The 18,019-nt window shown below is 71.0% G+C and carries 18 protein-coding genes; 6 read left to right on the top strand and 12 right to left on the bottom strand.

Annotated elements, in window-relative coordinates:
• Positions 1–79 precede the first annotated feature (79 nt).
• The 3 genes from folB to HW130_RS12240 all read left to right on the top strand — a co-directional run bounded on the left by folB (position 80) and on the right by HW130_RS12240 (position 1,680).
• Positions 80–439 (top strand): dihydroneopterin aldolase, encoded by a 360-nt coding sequence (gene folB, locus HW130_RS12230; protein ID WP_177149541.1) that lies wholly within the window; start codon positions 80–82, stop codon positions 437–439.
• A complete protein-coding gene (folK, locus tag HW130_RS12235) occupies positions 436–1,086 on the top strand; it encodes a 2-amino-4-hydroxy-6-hydroxymethyldihydropteridine diphosphokinase (RefSeq protein WP_177149542.1) in 651 nt (216 codons plus the stop codon). The genes folB and folK overlap by 4 nt, the downstream gene beginning before the upstream one ends.
• Before the next feature lie 105 nt (positions 1,087–1,191).
• Positions 1,192–1,680, top strand: coding sequence for a DUF3180 domain-containing protein (locus HW130_RS12240; RefSeq protein WP_177149688.1), 489 nt, complete (start codon positions 1,192–1,194; stop codon positions 1,678–1,680).
• Positions 1,681–1,705: 25 nt separating this feature from the next.
• On the opposite strand, the gene folE is transcribed toward HW130_RS12240, so the two are convergent.
• The 6 genes from folE to dacB form a co-directional block, all read right to left on the bottom strand.
• The gene (folE, locus tag HW130_RS12245; RefSeq protein ID WP_177149543.1) at positions 1,706–2,311 is read right to left on the bottom strand and encodes a GTP cyclohydrolase I FolE; all 606 of its coding nucleotides are present in this window, start codon (positions 2,309–2,311) and stop codon (positions 1,706–1,708) included.
• 110 nt (positions 2,312–2,421) lie between these two features.
• Positions 2,422–4,455, bottom strand: a complete 2,034-nt coding sequence (gene ftsH / locus HW130_RS12250; protein ID WP_177149544.1) for an ATP-dependent zinc metalloprotease FtsH — start codon at positions 4,453–4,455, stop codon at positions 2,422–2,424.
• 188 nt (positions 4,456–4,643) lie between these two features.
• Positions 4,644–5,183 carry a hypoxanthine phosphoribosyltransferase gene (hpt, locus tag HW130_RS12255; protein ID WP_177149689.1) on the bottom strand — a complete coding sequence of 180 codons (540 nt, stop codon included), beginning with the start codon at positions 5,181–5,183 and terminating at the stop codon, positions 4,644–4,646.
• A 40-nt stretch (positions 5,184–5,223) separates the two neighbouring features.
• Positions 5,224–6,267 (bottom strand): tRNA lysidine(34) synthetase TilS, encoded by a 1,044-nt coding sequence (tilS, locus tag HW130_RS12260; RefSeq protein ID WP_177149545.1) that lies wholly within the window; start codon positions 6,265–6,267, stop codon positions 5,224–5,226.
• A 211-nt stretch (positions 6,268–6,478) separates the two neighbouring features.
• On the bottom strand, positions 6,479–7,633 hold the full coding sequence (locus HW130_RS12265; RefSeq protein ID WP_177149546.1) for a zinc-dependent metalloprotease: 1,155 nt from the start codon (positions 7,631–7,633) through the stop codon (positions 6,479–6,481).
• A 170-nt stretch (positions 7,634–7,803) separates the two neighbouring features.
• On the bottom strand, positions 7,804–9,204 hold the full coding sequence (dacB, locus tag HW130_RS12270; protein WP_177149547.1) for a D-alanyl-D-alanine carboxypeptidase/D-alanyl-D-alanine-endopeptidase: 1,401 nt from the start codon (positions 9,202–9,204) through the stop codon (positions 7,804–7,806).
• 97 nt (positions 9,205–9,301) lie between these two features.
• On the opposite strand from dacB, the gene HW130_RS12275 reads away from it, so the two are divergent.
• Together HW130_RS12275 and HW130_RS12280 are read left to right on the top strand one after the other, a co-directional pair.
• Positions 9,302–9,796 (top strand): inorganic diphosphatase, encoded by a 495-nt coding sequence (locus HW130_RS12275; RefSeq protein WP_177149690.1) that lies wholly within the window; start codon positions 9,302–9,304, stop codon positions 9,794–9,796.
• Positions 9,797–9,935: 139 nt separating this feature from the next.
• A complete protein-coding gene (locus HW130_RS12280) occupies positions 9,936–11,603 on the top strand; it encodes a threonine/serine exporter ThrE family protein (RefSeq protein ID WP_177149548.1) in 1,668 nt (555 codons plus the stop codon).
• Positions 11,604–11,699: 96 nt separating this feature from the next.
• Here the strand turns inward: HW130_RS12280 and HW130_RS12285 are convergent, their stop codons facing one another.
• Both HW130_RS12285 and HW130_RS12290 read right to left on the bottom strand, forming a co-directional pair.
• Positions 11,700–12,392: a VTT domain-containing protein gene (locus tag HW130_RS12285; protein WP_177149549.1), complete on the bottom strand. Its 693-nt coding sequence runs from the start codon at positions 12,390–12,392 to the stop codon at positions 11,700–11,702.
• Between the two features lie 202 nt (positions 12,393–12,594).
• Positions 12,595–13,353 (bottom strand): MerR family transcriptional regulator, encoded by a 759-nt coding sequence (locus tag HW130_RS12290; protein ID WP_177149550.1) that lies wholly within the window; start codon positions 13,351–13,353, stop codon positions 12,595–12,597.
• A gap of 85 nt (positions 13,354–13,438) precedes the next feature.
• Here HW130_RS12290 and HW130_RS12295 point away from each other — a divergent pair, with 85 nt between their 5' ends.
• Positions 13,439–14,857, top strand: a complete 1,419-nt coding sequence (locus HW130_RS12295; protein WP_177149551.1) for a glutamate decarboxylase — start codon at positions 13,439–13,441, stop codon at positions 14,855–14,857.
• Positions 14,858–14,866: 9 nt separating this feature from the next.
• On the opposite strand, the gene HW130_RS12300 is transcribed toward HW130_RS12295, so the two are convergent.
• The 4 genes from HW130_RS12300 to HW130_RS12315 all read right to left on the bottom strand — a co-directional run bounded on the left by HW130_RS12300 (position 14,867) and on the right by HW130_RS12315 (position 17,947).
• On the bottom strand, positions 14,867–15,508 hold the full coding sequence (locus HW130_RS12300; protein WP_177149552.1) for a PadR family transcriptional regulator: 642 nt from the start codon (positions 15,506–15,508) through the stop codon (positions 14,867–14,869).
• A gap of 55 nt (positions 15,509–15,563) precedes the next feature.
• Positions 15,564–15,782 carry a hypothetical protein gene (locus HW130_RS12305; RefSeq protein ID WP_177149553.1) on the bottom strand — a complete coding sequence of 73 codons (219 nt, stop codon included), beginning with the start codon at positions 15,780–15,782 and terminating at the stop codon, positions 15,564–15,566.
• 42 nt (positions 15,783–15,824) lie between these two features.
• The gene (locus HW130_RS12310; RefSeq protein ID WP_177149554.1) at positions 15,825–16,376 is read right to left on the bottom strand and encodes a DinB family protein; all 552 of its coding nucleotides are present in this window, start codon (positions 16,374–16,376) and stop codon (positions 15,825–15,827) included.
• 113 nt (positions 16,377–16,489) lie between these two features.
• Positions 16,490–17,947, bottom strand: a complete 1,458-nt coding sequence (locus HW130_RS12315; protein ID WP_177149555.1) for an aldehyde dehydrogenase family protein — start codon at positions 17,945–17,947, stop codon at positions 16,490–16,492.
• Between the last annotated feature and the right edge of the window lie 72 nt (positions 17,948–18,019).

Here is an 18,019-nt window from a genome sequence, read left to right on the forward strand (position 1 = left end):
ATTCGAATGCGGGTACCGCGCCATCCGCACGTGGCCGGGAGCCCGCATCCCGCTCGTACAGAAAGCAGGAGTGATTCGCGTGGATCGTGTCGCGCTGCGCGGCCTCAAGGCCCGCGGGCACCATGGCGTCTTCCCCCGGGAGCGGGAGGAGGGCCAGACCTTCATCGTCGACCTGGTGCTCGGCCTGGACACCCGCCCGGCGGCGGCCGACGACGACCTGGCGAAGACCGTGCACTACGGCGTGGTGGCGGAGGAGGTCGTCGCGGTCGTCGAGGGCGAGCCGGTCGACCTGATCGAGACGCTGGCCGAGCGCATCGCCCAGCAGTGTCTGAAGCACGACGGCGTCGAGGAGGTCGAGGTGGTGGTGCACAAGCCGGACGCCCCGATCACGGTGCCCTTCGACGATGTGACCATCACGATCACCCGGAGCCGCGTATGACCAGGCCCACCCGTCACCCGGTCACCGCCCCCCAGGCAGCCGCTGCCCGGCGCCCGGTCCATGGCGACCCCACTGTGCAGCCGGTGCCCACCTCCGTGGTGGATCAGGTGGACGCCGCCGACATCACGCTGTCCAACCCCAAACAGGCGGTGATCTCGCTCGGCTCCAACCTGGGCAACCGCCTGGAGACTCTCCAGGGCGCGATCGACGCCCTCGAGGACACCCCGGGTCTGCGGGTCAAGGCGGTCTCCCCGGTGTACGAGACGGAGCCGTGGGGCGTCGAGCCCGGCAGCCAGCCGTCCTACTTCAACGCGGTCGTCGTGATCAAGACGACCCTGCCGCCGTCCTCGCTCCTGGAGCGCGGCCAGGCCATCGAGGAAGCGTTCGACCGCGTCCGCGACGAGCGCTGGGGCCCGCGCACGATCGACGTCGACATCGTGGCGTACGCGGACGTCGTCTCCGACGACCCGGTCCTCACCCTCCCCCACCCGCGCGCCCACCAGCGCGCTTTCGTGCTCGCTCCCTGGCACGACGTCCAGCCCGGGGCCCAGCTGCCGGGCCACGGCGCGGTCGCCGAACTGCTCGCGGGCATAGGCGTCGCCGGCGTGCAGCCCCGGGCCGACCTGGAACTGCGGCTGCCCGAGTAGTCGTTAGGCTCGTACGGGACGATCGCGTGCGCGGCGTCGTCCCGTACGGGACGACGCGTGCGGGATGCCCCGTACGACACCACAGCTGAAGGGCGGCTCTTAGCGGTGAAGCAACTACGGCTCGGTGTGCTGGCCGGACTCTTCGCCGCGGCAGGAGTCCTCTCCTGGGGCGGCGCCCGTCTGTGGGACTCCCTGGGCACCCTGCCGAGCGTGCCGCTGGCCGCGCCCATCGTGCTCGGGGTGATCGCCGCCGTCCTCGCCGCCACGGCCCTGTCGCTGCGCGCCCGGCTGAAGGCGCAGCGCGAGCGCCGCCCGGGGGCGAAGGGCGTCGAACCGCTGATGGCGGCGCGCGCCGTGGTCTTCGGCCAGGCGAGCGCACTGGTCGCGGCGCTGGTGAGCGGGATGTACGGCGGCACGGGCGTGTTCCTGCTCGGCTCGCTCGATGTGCCCGCCCGCCGGGACCAGGCGATCTACGCCGGGGTCTCGGTGGTGGCGGGCATCGCCGTGATCGCGGCCGCGATGTTCCTTGAGCGCGTCTGCAGGCTGCCCGAGGACGGCGACGACGACACCGACCAGGCGGCCCGGGCGGTGTGATCCGCGGCGCCGGCGGCGAGAGCCGTCAGCGCGCCATGATCAGGCTCATCGCCTCGTTGCGCGTCGCCGCGTCCCGCAGCTGGCCGCGCACCGCCGAGGTGATCGTCTTGGCTCCGGGCTTGCGGATGCCGCGCATCGACATGCACATGTGCTCGCACTCGACGACGACGATCACGCCGCGCGGCTCCAGGATCTCCATCAGCGAGTCGGCTATCTGGGTCGTCATCCGCTCCTGGACCTGCGGGCGGCGGGCGTAGACGTCCACCAGCCGGGCCAGCTTCGACAGGCCCGTGATCTTCCCGGTCGTCGAGGGGATGTAGCCGACGTGCGCCACGCCCCGGAAGGGGACCAGGTGGTGCTCGCACGTCGAGTACACCTCGATGTCCTTGACGAGGACCATCTCGTCGTGGCCGATATCGAACGTGGTCGTCAGCACGTCCTCCGGCCGCTGCCACAGCCCGGCGAAGATCTCCTTGTACGCCCGCGCCACCCGCGCCGGTGTCTCCTGCAGCCCCTCGCGGTCCGGGTCCTCGCCCACCGCCAGCAGCAGCTCGCGTACGGCGTTCTCCGCCCGCTTCTCGTCGAACTCGGCGATCGCGCGCTCGCCTTCCAGCGTCACCGGGTCGGTCATCTGTGCCTCGTTCCTCTTGCTCGGGCTGCGGACATACGAAAATGCCGCGTCCCCCAGGCTAGAACCTGGGGGACGCGGCATTCATTCCGGGGCGGCGCCGAGCCGGCGGCTCAGGCCTCCGGGCGCTCCTCGGGGACCGCCTCGACGGTCTCCGTCGGGACCGCCTTGGTCACGTCCGCCACTGTCGGCGTGCTGCCGTTGGCACCGTTCGTCAGGGCGAGCTCCTTGGGAGAGAGCACCGGCGGACGGGTGGAGGGCGTACGGCGGGAGGAACCGGTCCACGCCGGGCGGGCCGGGCGCTTCACGATCGGGGCGAAGATCTCCGCGATCTCCTCCTTGCCGAGGGTCTCCTTCTCCAGCAGCTGGAGGACCAGGTTGTCGAGGACGTCGCGGTTCTCGACGAGGATCTCCCAGGCCTCGTTGTGCGCCGTCTCGATGAGCTTCTTGACCTCTTCGTCGACGAGCGCCGCGACCTCTTCCGAGTAGTCGCGCTGGTGCGCCATCTCGCGGCCCAGGAAGGGCTCGGTGTTGTCGCCGCCGAACTTGATCGCGCCGAGCCGCTCGGTCATGCCGTACTGCGTGACCATCGCGCGGGCCGTGGCCGTGGCCTTCTCGATGTCGTTCGCCGCGCCCGTGGTCGGGTCGTGGAAGACGAGCTCCTCGGCCGCGCGGCCGCCCAGCATGTACGCCAGCTGGTCGAGCATCTCGTTGCGCGTGGTGGAGTACTTGTCCTCGTCCGGGAGCACCATCGTGTAGCCGAGGGCCCGGCCGCGGGACAGGATCGTGATCTTGTGGACCGGGTCGGAGTTCGGTGAGGCCGCCGCGACCAGGGCGTGTCCGCCCTCGTGGTACGCGGTGATCTTCTTCTCCTTGTCGGACATGATCCGGGTCCGCTTCTGCGGGCCGGCCACGACGCGGTCGATCGCCTCGTCCAGCATGTGGTTGTCGATGAGCTTCTTGTCGCTGCGCGCGGTGAGCAACGCGGCTTCGTTCAGCACGTTCGACAGGTCGGCGCCGGTGAAGCCCGGCGTACGGCGTGCCACGGCGGACAGGTCGACGTCCGGGGCGACCGGCTTGCCCTTCTGGTGGACCTTGAGGATCTCCAGCCGGCCCTGCATGTCGGGACGGTCGACGGCGATCTGCCGGTCGAAGCGGCCCGGACGCAGCAGCGCCGGGTCGAGGATGTCGGGCCGGTTGGTGGCGGCGATCAGGATGACGCCGCCCTTCACGTCGAAGCCGTCCATCTCGACGAGCAGCTGGTTCAGCGTCTGCTCGCGCTCGTCGTGGCCGCCGCCGAGACCCGCGCCGCGGTGCCGGCCGACGGCGTCGATCTCGTCGACGAAGACGATCGCCGGAGCGTTCGCCTTGGCCTGCTCGAACAGGTCCCGGACACGGGAGGCACCGACACCGACGAACATCTCGACGAAGTCGGAACCGGAGATCGAGTAGAACGGGACGCCCGCCTCGCCCGCGACGGCGCGCGCGAGCAGCGTCTTGCCGGTGCCGGGCGGGCCGTAGAGCAGCACGCCCTTGGGGATCTTGGCGCCGACGGCCTGGAACTTGGCCGGCTCCTGGAGGAACTCCTTGATCTCGTGGAGCTCCTCGACCGCCTCGTCGGACCCGGCCACGTCGGCGAAGGTCGTCTTGGGGGTGTCCTTGGTGATGAGCTTGGCCTTGGACTTCCCGAAGTTCATCACTCGGGAGCCGCCGCCCTGCATCTGGTTCATCAGGAAGAGGAAGACCACGACGATCAGGACGAAGGGCAGGAGCGAGAGCAGCACCGAGACGAACGGGCTCTGCTTCGACGGCGAGACCGTGTAGCCCTTCTCGATCTCACCGGCCTCGAACTTCTCCTGCAGCTTGTCGGCCAGGTCGGCGCCCTGGGTACCGATGTAGCTGGCCTGCACCTTGGTGCCGCCGTCGACCTTCTGGCCCTTCTTGAGCTCGATCTTGATGATCTGCTCGTCGCCGGTGGTCAGCTTTGCCTGCTTGACCTGGTTCTTGTCGATCGCCTGGACGACCTCGCCGGTGTCCACCGTCTTGTAGCCGCCGGACGAGCCGACGACCTGCATCAGCACGACCACGGCGAGGACGGCCAGCACGATCCACATGACCGGCCCACGGAAGTATCGCTTCACGTCCATCCATACGGAGCGGATCCGCTCCGTCCCTCCTGCCCGTAGGTAAATGCTGCTGTGGGGACTTGCTATGAGACTGCTATGAGAAAAGACAACTGTTCTTCGGACGGTACCTCAGCATTGTCACCGGAGACCGCCTTCCCATGCTCCAACGGCGGAAAGGCGGCCTGGGTTCCCCGGGACGTGCCGGTGCCTCAGCCCCCGTAGACGTGCGGCGCGAGCGTGCCGACGAAGGGGAGATTGCGGTACTTCTCCGCGTAGTCCAGGCCGTATCCGACGACGAACTCGTTCGGAATGTCGAAGCCGATCCACTTCACGTCGATCGCGACCTTCGCGGCGTCCGGCTTCCTCAGCAGCGTGCAGACCTCCAGGGAGGCCGGCTCGCGCGAGCCGAGGTTGGTCAGCAGCCACGACAGTGTCAGGCCCGAGTCGATGATGTCCTCGACGATCAGGACGTGCTTGCCCTTGATGTCGGTGTCCAGGTCCTTGAGGATCCGGACGACGCCGGACGACTGCGTGCCCGCGCCGTACGAGGACACGGCCATCCAGTCCATCGTGACGGGGGTGGCGAGCGCACGCGCCAGGTCCGCCATCACCATCACGGCGCCCTTGAGGACACCGACGATGAGCAGGTCCTTGCCCGCGTACTCCGCGTCGATCTTGGCGGCAAGCTCGGCGAGCTTGGCGTCGATCTCTTCCTTGGTGATGAGCACCGACTGAAGGTCGCTGCCCATGTCCTTCTCGTTCACCCGCGTCGCTTTCTGTCTCGGCGGTTCAGCCTTGCCGAATGACCAGTCTGCCACCCTGGCGACGCGCCTCGACCCGGCCGGGCAGATTGATGGCCCGCTGACCGCGCCAGCCGGTGATCAGCCGGTCGACCTCTTCGACGTGTCGGGCGAACAGGGAACCGGCCGGCGCACCGGCCTCGATGGCGGCCCGGCGCAGCACCCGGCGCCGTACGGCGGCGGGCAGGTCGAAGAGCTTGGCGCACTCCAGGGCGCCGCTCTCGTCCCGTACCCGGGCGGCCGCGTCCGCGGCCCAGCCGTCGAGCGCGTCCGCGTCGTCGCGGGAGAGGCTCGCGGTACGGGCCAGGGCTTCGACGACGCCTTTGCCGAGCGCCTTCTCCAGAGCGGGCAGGCCCTCGTGGCGCAGCCGGGAGCGGGTGTAGGCCGGGTCGGCGTTGTGCGGGTCGTCCCAGACCGGCAGCGACTGGACCATGCAGGCCTTGCGGGCGGTCTGGCGGTCGATCTGGAGGAAGGGGCGGCGGTAGCGGCCGTTCGTCCCCGAGACGGCGGCCATGCCGGACAGCGAGCGGATGCCGGAGCCGCGGGCGAGACCGAGCAGAACGGTTTCCGCCTGGTCGTCACGGGTGTGGCCGAGCAGCACGGCCGAGGCGCCGAGGCGCTCGGCGGCCTCGTCGAGCGCGGCGTAGCGGGCGTCGCGGGCGGCGGCCTCGGGCCCTCCCTCGCGGCCGACGCGCACGGCGACGGACTCGACGGGGTCGAGGTCCATGGCGGTGAGGCGGGCGACGACGTCGGCCGCGCGCTGCGCGGAACCGTCCTGGAGGCCGTGGTCGACGGTGATGCCGCCGGCGCGGACGGAGAGTTTGGGGGCCTCGAAGGCGAGGGCGGAGGCGAGCGCCATGGAGTCGGCACCGCCGGAGCAGGCGACGAGGACGAGCGGGCGCTGTCGCGTGGCGCGGGCGGCGGCTTCGGCGGTGTCGGTGTCTTCGGTGTGCTCTGCGTGCTGTGCGAGGACTTCGTGGAGTACGCGGCGGACCGCCAGGCGTATCGCCGCGACCGCAGGATGGGGACCCATGTCCGGTGCCCTTCGTGAAGTTCGGGAGGGGTGTCTCGGTCCGAGGTGAACGAGAGCGACGGGAAATCAGTCACTCAGAGTGCGTCGATGGTGACAGAACCGAGCCAATGCCCGAGCATTGCACGCCTGCCCAACACCCCACGGTCCCTCGGACGGGTGATTGGCGGGGCGCCCTTCTGCCCGTCATGGACCCGTCGTTCACGACACTGGCCTACGGTGCACCCTCGGCCTTGCGGTGCACCCGTGCGACCCAGTCCGCCGGTTTGGCGATCTCCGCCTTGGTCGGGAGCGTGTTGGGGGACGTCCAGACCCGGTTGAACCCGTCCATCCCCACCTGGTCCACCACGGAGCGCACGAAACGCTCGCCGTCGCGGTACTGCCGCAGCTTGGCGTCCAGGCCGAGCAGCTTGCGCAGCGCGAGGTCGAGGCGGCTCGCGCCACGGGCCCTGCGCTGCTGGAACTTCTCCCGGATCTCGGTCACGGAGGGCACCACGTCCGGTCCGACGCCGTCCATCACGTAGTCGGCGTGGCCCTCCAGCAGGGACATGACGGCGGTCAGCCGGCCGAGGATCTCGCGCTGGGCGGGCGTCTGGACCAGTTCGACGATGGAGTGGCCGCCCTCGTCGTCCTCGCCCTCGGGGCGGGCGCCGACGAGCGACTGCGCGGCCTCCCGGAACCGTTCGAGGACGGTCATCGGGTCCATCTCGGTCTCGCCCAGGAATGACTGGATCTCGCCCTCGAGATGGTCGCGCAGCCACGGCACGCCGGTGAACTGGGTGCGGTGGGTCTCCTCGTGGAGGCAGACCCAGAGCCGGAAGTCGTGCGGGTCGACCTCCAGCTCGCGCTCGACGTGGACGATGTTGGGGGCGACGAGGAGCAGCCTGCCGCCGCCGTTGCCGTTCGGGTCGGCCGGGTCGCCGGCCGGCAGGTCGCGGGTGGCGGGGGCGAAGGTCTCGTACTGCCCGAGGACCCGCGAGGCCAGGAACGACAGCAGCATCCCGAGCTCGACGCCGGTCACCTTGCCGCCGACCGCGCCCAGCACCGCGCCGCCCGGCGTGCCGGACCGGCGCTCCTGCATCTTGTCCAGCAGGGGGCGCAGCAGTTCGCGGAAGCCCGCGACGTTCGCCCTGATCCAGCCGGCCCGGTCCACGACGAGGACGGGGGTGTCCTGCGGCTGCGAGCCCGCAGGGATCATCGCCGTGAAGCCGCGCACGTGCTCCTCGGAGGCCTTGGCGTGCCGGCGCAGCTCGGCGACGACGGCTCGCGCCTCGTCACGGCTCACGTCGGGACCGGGCCGCACGAAGCGGGTCGCGGTCGCCGCGGCGAGGTTCCAGTCGACCATCTCGGCACCACCGATGCTCGTCATGCGTCAACCGTACGTTCTCGACCGCCGGGACGTGCAGGTGTCGGGTGCCCCGTCGGCCGCGCCCCTGACCGCGCCGGAGTGCGGGCGTCCGCGGTGTCCTGCGCGTGCCGCCCGCCCGCCGGACGCACGCGGAACGAAGGGCCCGCCCGGGGTGGATGCCGGCCGGGCGGCTACTTCGCGAGGGCCGACGCCAGGCGGTCGAGGGCGTCCTGCGCCGCGCCCCGCGAGGGAGTGCCGCCGGCGAGGAACGCGAAGCCGAGCAGACGGCCGCCCGGGGCGACGACGGTGCCGGCGAGGGTGTTGACGCCGGTCAGCGTGCCCGTCTTGGCGCGGACGAGGCCGGAGCCGGCCGAGGAGGGTGCGTAGCGGTCCTCCAGGGTGCCGGTGAAGCCCGCGACGGGGAGGCCGGTCAGGACCGGGCGCAGTTCGGGGTGGGCCGGGTCGCCCGAGCGGGCGAGCAGCGCCGTCAGGAAGGCGGCGGAGACCTTGTCCTGCCTGCTGAGGCCGCTGCCGTCGGCGAACCGGGCACCGGCCAGCGGCAGCTGGAGACGGCGCAGCTGTCCGGTCACGGCCCGTCCGGCGCCGGCGAAGTCCGCCTTCTCGCCGGTGGCTGTCGCGGTCTGCCGGGCGAGCGACTCGGCTATGTCGTTGTCGCTGCTGGTCAGCATCCGCTCGACGACCGCCGAGAGGGGATCGGAGAGGACCTGCGCGAGCGGGACGGCCTCCGCGGCCGCCCGGCCGGGCCGCGGGACGCCGCTCACGTCCACGCCCCGCTCCTCCAGCATCGTGGCGAAGACGCGGGCGGCCTCGCCGGCCGGGTCGGCGGTGCGGGTCGCGGCGCCGGTGCTCCGCGGGTCGTTCCGCCCCTGGTCGACCATCAGGGCGCTGACCGGGGCGATGTTGTCGTTGGGTCCGATGGGGTGCAGCAGGGGGCCGGTGTAGAGCGAGGTGTCGTGGACCAGGCGGACGGCGCCGGCGCCGCGGCCGCGCAGGGCGCGGGCGGTGCGGTCGGCGAGCGTGGCCAGACGGCCCCGGTCGAGAGTGGCGTCACCGCCGCCGACGAGGGTGATCTCCTTCGCCCCGGCGGTCGCGACGACCGTGGTGGCTATGCGGTGGTCGGGTCCGAGCGCGGTCAGAGCGGCGGCGGCCGTGGCTATCTTCACGGTGGACGCGGGGGTCATGGGCGCCGTCGCCCCCTTCCCGTACAGCCGCTCCCCCGTGCCGAGGTCGACGACGCAGGCGGTCGGCGACGGGCCGAGGCCCGGGGCGCCGAGCAGCGGTCCGAGGGCCTTCGCGAGGTCGGCCGGGGCGGTGGGGGCCTTCGCGGACGCGGTGCGCGGGCCGCCGGCGGCGGCGAGCACGACAGGGGCGCTGGGCGCGGGGGCGGGGCGCCGGGGTGCCGGCCGCCCGTGATGTACGCCACCCGTACGCCCGTGGGCCACCGCCCACTCCTTCTCGGCCTTACGCTGGCCCGAGTCCCAAGGACCCGCCGCGGCCACCGCCCCGGCGGCGAGGGCGAGGCCGGCAACGGCGGCGCCCGCTGCGAGCTGCCACGTCGTGACCTTCGGCACCCCGCACCAGCCCCTTTCGCGATCACCCAAGTGCGTGAGGGACACTTAATCACCGTCAATCACGTCTTGCTATGTCTTGATCATGGAGGAGCCACCCGTGGAGTTCGACGTCACCATCGAGATCCCGAAGGGTTCGCGGAACAAGTACGAGGTGGACCACGAGACCGGTCGGATCCGCCTGGACCGTCGACTCTTCACCTCGACCAGCTACCCGGCGGACTACGGCTTCGTCGAGAACACCCTCGGCGAGGACGGCGACCCGCTGGACGCGCTGGTCATCCTCGACGAGCCGACCTTCCCGGGCTGCCTGATCAAGTGCCGCGCCATCGGCATGTTCCGGATGACGGACGAGGCGGGCGGCGACGACAAGCTGCTGTGCGTGCCGGCGTCCGACCCGCGCGTGGAGCACCTGCGCGACATCCACCACGTGTCCGAGTTCGACCGCCTGGAGATCCAGCACTTCTTCGAGGTCTACAAGGACCTGGAGCCCGGCAAGTCCGTCGAGGGCGCCAACTGGGTCGGCCGCGCCGAGGCCGAGGCCGAGATCGAGGCCTCCTTCAAGCGCCTGGAGGCGCACGGCGGCGCGCACTGACGCCGCTTGCACGAACCCCTGACGCGGGCGGGACACCTCGGTGTCCCGCCCGCGTCGCGTAGCAACCCTTGGGCGTGCCCATACTGGGCAGGAGGGCCGGACACAGGGCTGGTACGAGAGGGAGCGAGGACGGCGACATATGGCGGAGCCCGAGGGTCCGGAAGACCGGAAGCCTCAGTCCGACGAGGCGCACAGCGCCTTCGCTCCGCCCACCGGGGTGGAGCAGCCGGGAGCACCGGAAGAGGATCACCCCAGCTCGGAGTTCGCGGTTCCCGAGGGGCTGCTGCCGGAACCGCCGCCGGAGCCGGAGGGGTCGGCTTTCGCGCCGCCGAGCACGTACAGCGCCAGGAACTCCCCGCCGGCCTTCACCCCCGCGCACGGCGTCCCCGTGGTGCGGCTCACCAAGGACGCGCCCTGGCAGGACCGGATGCGGGCCATGCTGCGGATGCCCGTGGGCGAGCGGCCCGTGCCGGAGACCGCGCACCGGCAGGACGAGGCCGGCCCCGCCGTGCCGCGCGTGCTCGACCTGACGCTGCGTATCGGCGAGCTGCTGCTCGCGGGCGGCGAGGGGGCAGAGGACGTCGAGGCCGCGATGTTCGCGATCACGCGCGCGTACGGCCTGGACCGCTGCGAGCCGACCGTCACCTTCACGCTGCTGTCGATCACGTATCAGCCGTCCCTCGTCGACGATCCCGTTACGGCCAACCGCACGGTGCGGCGGCGGGGCACCGACTACACCCGGCTCGCCGCCGTCTACCGGCTGGTCCACGACATCAGCGTCGACGAGTCGGACGTCACGCTGGAGGAGGCGTACCGGCGGCTGGCGGAGATCCGCAGGAACCGGCACCCGTATCCCGGCTGGGCGCTCACCCTGGCCGGCGGCGTGCTGGCCGGTGCGGCGTCCGTGCTGGTCGGTGGTGACGTCGTGGTGTTCCTCGCGGCCGCGGTCAGCGCGATGCTCGGCGACCGCCTGGCCTGGCTGGCGGCCGGGCGCGAGCTGCCGGAGTTCTACCAGTTCGTGGCGGCGGCGATGCCGCCCGCCGCGGTGGGCGTGGCGCTGACGCTGTCGCCGCTGGAGGTGCGGGCGTCGGCGGTGATCACCGGTGGGCTGTTCGCGCTGATCCCCGGGCGGGCGCTCGTCGCCGGTGTGCAGGACGGTCTGACCGGCTTCTACATCACGGCCGCGGCCCGTCTGCTGGAGGTCGGCTACCTGGTGGTCGGCATCGTCGTCGGCGTGCTGAGCGTGCTGTACCTCGGCTTCGCGCTCGACGCCGGGCTCCAGCCGGAGACGGCCATCCACACGGTGGAGCGCCCGGTCGTCCAGACGCTGGCGGCGATGACGCTGTCCCTGTGCTTCGCCGTGATGCTCCAGCAGGAGCGCAACACGGTGTGGCTGGCGGCCCTCAACGGCGGGGTGGCCTGGGTCGTCTACGCGGCTCTCGCCGACACCGCCGGCGTCTCGCCGGTCGCCGCCACGGCCGCCGCGGCGGGGCTGGTGGGCCTGTTCGGCCAGATGCTCTCCCGCTACCGCTTCGCGTCGGCCCTGCCGTACGTCACGGCCGCGATCGGGCCGCTGCTGCCGGGCAGCGCCACGTACTTCGGGCTGCTGTCGATCGCCCGGGGCGAGCTGAACACGGGGCTCGCCTCGCTCAGCAAGGCGGCGGCGCTGGCGCTGGCCATCGCGATCGGGGTGAACCTGGGTGGGGAGATCTCCCGGCTCTTCCTGCGGGTGCCCGGAGCCGCGGGCGTGCCGGGCGCGGAGGCCCCGGGCGGCCGCCGCGCGGCCAAGCGGACGCGCGGCTTCTGACGGCGGATGCGGGGGGGGCGGGCGTCGGGCGGCGGGTGCCCGGGGTACCGGGGTCAGCGCTGGGCGGAACGGGCGGTCAGGCCCGGGGCGCCCGGGTCAGCGCTTGGCGTGGCGCCCGCGCGCGGTCGACGGCGCCTCGGCGGCGTCGTCGGAGGCGGCGGCCTCCTTCTTGTTCCTGGAGCGGGCCCGCAGGAACTCGATCACGATGGGGAGCACCGAGATGAGCACGATCAGGATCAGGATCGCCTCGATGTTCTTGTGGACGAACTCGACCTTGCCGAGCGCGGCGCCGAGCAGCGTCACTCCCGCGCCCCACAGCACACCGCCGACGACGTTGAAGGTGATGAACGAGCGGTAGTTCATCCGGCTCACACCGGCGACGATCGGCGTGAACGTCCGCACGATGGGCACGAAGCGCGCCAGGACCAGGGACTTCGGGCCGTACTTCTCGAAGAACTCGTGCGCCTTCTCCACGTTCTCCTGCTTGAAGAGCTTCGAGTCGGGGCGCTTGAAGAGGGCCGGACCGACCTTGCGGCCGAAGACATAGCCGACCTGGTCGCCGATGATCGCGGCCAGCACGACGAGGGTGCAGACCACCCACAGCGGCTGCTTGATCACATCGGTGGTCACCAGCAGGCCCGTGGTGAACAGCAGCGAGTCGCCCGGCAGGAAGAAGCCGATCAGCAGGCCGGACTCGGCGAAGACGATGACCAGGACACCGATCAGCCCGAAGGTGGTGATCAGATAGTCCGGGTCGAGCCAGCTCGGTCCGAGCGCAAGGGTGTTCACGAGGTCCGGGCTCCTGAGTCGGTAGTCGGGCGATGCGCCGGGCGGCGTACAGCGTGCGGGGACGGGCCAAAGCTATCAACGCACCGGGCCCCGCCGCGTTCCACCGGCCCGCCCAGGATGCACTGTGCCCCGGCCGGGACAAAGTCCCGGCCGGGGCACATGGCCGGCGGGCGACGGCCGTGTGGACGGCCGGCGGTCCGAATCAGGCGCGCCGCGCGGCGTTGGCGATGATCGCCTCGCGCTCGTAGGCGGCCAGGCCCGGCTTCGCCTTGTCGATGTTGCGGGTGAAGCGCTCGTCGGTGACGTACATCTCCGCCAGGCAGGTGTGCATCTCGTGGGTGCACTCGTAGTGGTTGCGGGAGATCCACCGGCGGTGCTCCTCCGCGACGTCCGTCGCGGCCTCGGACCCCGGCTCCTCACCGGCCTCCATCAGCGCCACGAAGCGCCGGGTGATCTCCTCGGCCTCGGCCTGGATCCGCTGCCAGTCCTCCTTCGTGTACGACGCGGTACGCCGCGCCGACTCCTTGTAGGCGTCGGTGCCGCCCCAGCGCTGCTCGACCTCCTCCGCGTAGTCGTCGGGGTCGAAGTCCCCGAACACCTCGAACTTCTCCTCGGGCGTGAGGTTGATGCCCATCTTCTTCGCCTCCATGGCTCGCTCAACGGCGGCCGCCATCTCCTTCAGTCTGGTGATCCGGGCGGTCAGCAGTTCGTGCTGCCGCCGCAGGTGGGCCTGCGGGTCCGCGTCCGGGTCGTCGAGGAGTGCCGCCACCTCGTCGAGCGGGAAGCCGAGCTCCCGGTAGAACAGGATCTGCTGCAGCCGGTCCAGGTCGGCTTCGTCGTATCGCCGGTGACCCGCGTGGCTGCGCCCGCCCGGGCTGAGCAGACCGATCTCGTCGTAGTGGTGCAGGGTGCGCACCGTGACGCCGGCGAAACGGGCGACCTGTCCCACGGAGTAGCTCATCGCCTTCCGCTCCTTCGTTCCGTGACGCGTCCCAGGCTGCTGCCTCACGTTGCGTGAGGTGCAAGCCCGGGTGAGGCTGAGTCCCATGGCACTCCATCAGGGCGCGTCCGGTGACGGCGGACCGGAGCGGCGCAGGCTGTCGCTCAACCCCTTCTTCGGCGAGGCGGATCCGGTCGGCGGCATGACGGCGGCCCCGCCCACGCACCGCCTCCCGGACGGGCCGCTGCCGCCCTCCACCGCGTACCAGCTCGTGCACGACGAGCTGATGCTCGACGGGAACTCACGGCTCAACCTCGCCACGTTCGTCACCACCTGGATGGAACCCCAGGCAGGGGTTCTGATGGGCGAGTGCCGGGACAAGAACATGATCGACAAGGACGAGTACCCGCGCACCGCGGAACTGGAACGCCGCTGCGTGGCGATGCTCGCGGACCTGTGGCACGCCCCGGACCCGGCCACGGCCGTGGGGTGCTCGACGACCGGGTCGAGCGAGGCGTGCATGCTCGCGGGGATGGCGCTCAAGCGGCGCTGGGCGACGAGGAACGCCGACCGCTATCCGGCGAGCGCCAGGCCCAATCTGGTGATGGGCGTGAACGTGCAGGTCTGCTGGGAGAAGTTCTGCGCCTTCTGGGAGGTGGAGGCGCGGCAGGTGCCGATGGACGGCGACCGTTTCCACCTCGATCCGGAGGCCGCCGCCGCGCTGTGCGACGAGAACACCATCGGGGTCGTCGCCGTCCTGGGCTCGACCTTCGACGGTTCCTACGAGCCCGTCGCCGACGTCTGCGCCGCGCTGGACGCGCTCCAGGAGCGCAAGGGCCTCGACATCCCCGTCCATGTCGACGGCGCGTCCGGGGCGATGGTGGCGCCGTTCCTCGACGAGGAGCTTGTCTGGGACTTCCGGCTGCCACGGGTGTCCTCGATCAACACCTCCGGGCACAAGTACGGGCTGGTCTACCCGGGGGTCGGCTGGGCGCTGTGGCGCTCGCCGGCCGAGCTGCCGGAGGAACTGGTCTTCCGGGTCAACTACCTGGGCGGCGACATGCCGACCTTCGCGCTCAACTTCTCCCGGCCGGGCGCGCAGGTGGTCGCGCAGTACTACACGTTCCTGCGGCTGGGGCGGGAGGGATATCGGGCGGTGCAGCAGACGGCGCGGGATGTCGCGGGGAGGCTCGCGCGGCGGATCGGGGAGCTGGGCGACTTCCGGCTGCTGACGCACGGCGACGAACTGCCGGTGTTCGCATTCACGACGGCGCCGGACGTCACGCGCTTCGACGTGTTCGACGTGTCGCGGCGGCTGCGCGAGCGGGGCTGGCTGGTGCCCGCGTACACCTTCCCGGCGAACCGGGAGGACCTGTCGGTGCTGCGGGTGGTGTGCCGCAACGGCTTCTCGGCGGACCTGGCGGAGCTGCTGCTGGAGGATCTGCGGATGCTGCTGCCGGAGCTGCGGAAACAGGCGGGGCCGCTGGACACGGACACGGCGAAGGCGACCTCGTTCCACCACTGAGGGGTCGCGTCAGTGCGAGTCGCCCTCGTGGTGCTCGCCCGTCGCGTAGGGGTTCTCCTCACCCTCGGCGAGGACGCCGGCGAAGGGGGCGCCCTCCCCCGCGAACGTGTACGCGCCGGACTCGATCCGCTCGATCAGGCCCCGGGTCCACTCCGCGCCGGAGTCGGCCTGCGTCACCCACAGGTTCATGATCTCGCCGATGTGGCCGAGGGATTCGGGTCCCTCCTCGGGCGTGTAGTAGTCCGTGACCGACGAGCGCCACTCCTCGATGCTCCGCACCCGCTGTCCGAGCAGCTCCACGGCCTCGGAGCGCGGCAGGTCCACGATGAAACCGAGCGCCGCCGAGAGCACGTCCGGCTTCTGGTCGTAGGCGGTCAGGGACGCGCGCAGGAGGGCGAAGAACTCCTCCGTGCCCTTGTCGGTGATCTCGTACTCGGTGCGTGGCGGGCCGCCCGCTGTCGACGGCGCCGTCTCGTGCGCGTACAGCAGTCCCTGCTTCGCCATGTGCTTGAGCGCGTGGTAGACCGATCCCGGCTTGGCGTTGGACCACTCGTGCGCGCCCCAGTACTCCAGGTCGTTGCGGACCTGGTAGCCGTGCGCCCGCCCGTGCTGGCGCACCGCCCCCAGGACCAGCAGCCGGATCGCCGACATCCGCGTCCCTCCTGTTCAAGTTTGACCAGGGTACGCGGGCGACCCGATCCGCCGGTCAGCGCGTCCACTTGTACTTGCCGCCGCCGACCCACCTCACGACCCCGGGATCGTCGAGGTCGACGTGGGGCAGACCGGCCTCGTGCGCCAGGTGGACCACGTCCAGCAGATCGCGGGCGGTCCCGGCCACGATGCCGTTGATCTCCACCAGGCGGAACGGCGGATCGGCGGGCGTGACGGCGTGGACGACGATCGGGGTCCTCTCGTCATGGGCCATGCTTCCAGGGTGTGCCGACACGACGGCGGGCACATGTCGGGGCTACGCGCCCGGGCCGCCGCCCTGCTCCAGGGCCACCAGGTCGAAGGCGCCCTTGCCGTCCAGGGACTCGCGGATGATGTCGGCGTGGCCGGCGTGGCGGGCGATCTCCTCGACCAGGTGGAGCAGCAGCCAGCGCATCGACACCCGGCCGTCCTTGGGGAACCAGGGCGCGGGCGGCAGCGGGAAGGTGTCGTCCAGGCTCGGCACCGAGCGGACGAACTCCTCGGTCTCCTTCGAGACCGAGTCCCAGAAGGTCAGCGTCGCATCGATCGTCTCGCCGCCCACGAGACGGAAGCTGTCGCCCCAGGTCTCCTCCGAGCGCTGCCTCTCGTTCGGCTTCCGCTGCGCCATGCGCAGCCAGTTGAGCTCCATCTCGGCGACGTGCTTGAGCAGTCCCGACAGCGAGAGCTCGCTGGCGCTCGGGCAGCTGGCGGCCTGCTCCTCGGTCAGTTGGAGCACGGAGCGCCGGATGGCGCCGCGCTGTGCCTCGACGAAGCTCAGCAGCGCGCCGCGCTCGTCGCCGTGGGCCTCCGCGGGAACGTGAGTGACCATGGTGTCCGCCTTCCGGTCCGCGGGGAGAGGGCCTCTCCCCCTTTTGACACCCCTCACGCTACGGACCCTTGAGGACAGCTTCTGTCCTCAAGAGTCCGCGGCAAGGAAAAATGTCAGAAGGGGAACTGCGAGCGGCCGTGCTGCACCGAGATCCACTTCTGGGTGGTGAACGCGTCGAGCATCGAGTCGCCGTTCAGCCGCCCGACACCGGAGTGCTTCTCGCCTCCGAAGGGGACGATCGGCTCGTCGTGCACGGTGCCGTCGTTGATGTGGATCATGCCGGTGCGGACCCGCTTGGCGAGCCGGACACCGCGCTCGATGTCGCCCGTGTGCACGGCGCCGCTGAGGCCGTACGGGGTGTCGTTGGCGATCCGTACCGCCTCGTCCTCCCCGTCGAAGGGGATCACCAGGGCGACCGGGCCGAAGATCTCCTGGCTGAGCACGGGCGAGCCGGCCGGCAGGTCGGTGAGGACCGAGGGCGCGACCAGGTTGCCGTCGGCCGCACCGTGCAGCAGCGCGGTCGCGCCCGCCTCGACCGTCTGCTCGACGAGCGAGGTCACCGCGTCGGCCTGCGAGGCGTTGATCAGGGGGCCGATGTGGGTCGTCGGGTCGGCCGGGTCGCCCACCTTCAGCGTCTTCACCTTGGCGACGAACTTCTCGGTGAACTCCTGCTGCACCGAGCGGTCGACCAGGATGCGGTTGGCCGCCATGCAGACCTGGCCCTGGTGCACGTAGCGGCTGAAGACCGCGGCGTCGACCGCGTAGTCGATGTCGGCGTCGTCGAGGACGATCAGGGCGCTGTTGCCGCCCAGTTCGAGGATGGCGTGCTTGAAGTTGGCCGCGCAGACGGTGGCTACATGGCGGCCCACCTTGTCGGAGCCGGTGAAGGAGATCGCCTTGGGCACCGGGTGCTCCAGCAGGGCGTCGCCGATCTCGGCGATGTCCGTGATGACCACGTTCAGCAGGCCGGCGGGCAGGCCCGCGTCCTCGAAGACCTTGGCGACGAGGGAGCCGCCGCAGATCGGCGTGTTCTGGTGCGGCTTGAGGACGACGGCGTTGCCGAGCGCGAGCGCCGGGGCGACCGACTTGAGGGAGAGCAGGAACGGGAAGTTGAACGGGCTGATGACACCGACGACCCCGACCGGGACGCGGTAGACCCTGTTCTCCTTGCCGTCGATCGGCGAGGGCAGGATGCGGCCCTCGGGACGCAGGGCGAGCTGGATCGCCTCGCGCAGGAACTCCTTGGCGAGGTGCAGCTCGAAGCCGGCCTTCAGATGCGTGCCGCCGAGCTCCGCGATGATCGTCTCGGTGATCTCCTTCTCGCGGTCCTCGATGATCCGCAGGGCGCGCTCGAAGACCAGCCGACGGGTGTACGGGTTGGTCTCGGCCCAGGCTTCCTGCGCGCGCTCGGCGGCGCGGTAGGCCTGATCGACCTCGGCCGCGGTGGCCACGGTGACGGACGCCAGCTTCTCGCCGTCGAACGGGTTGAAGTCGATGATGTCCCAGGAGCCGCTGCCCTGCCTCCACTCGCCGTCTATGTACTGAAGGGCCAGTTCACTGAAGAAGGACATGTGATCGCTCCAGAGGCATACGCGGCTGTGGCCGGCAGAAGCACAGAAGTCAGATGGTCCGGGACTGATGTG

The sequence above is a fragment of the Streptomyces sp. PKU-EA00015 genome, assembly GCF_013387495.1.
Lineage (GTDB): Bacteria > Actinomycetota > Actinomycetes > Streptomycetales > Streptomycetaceae > Streptomyces.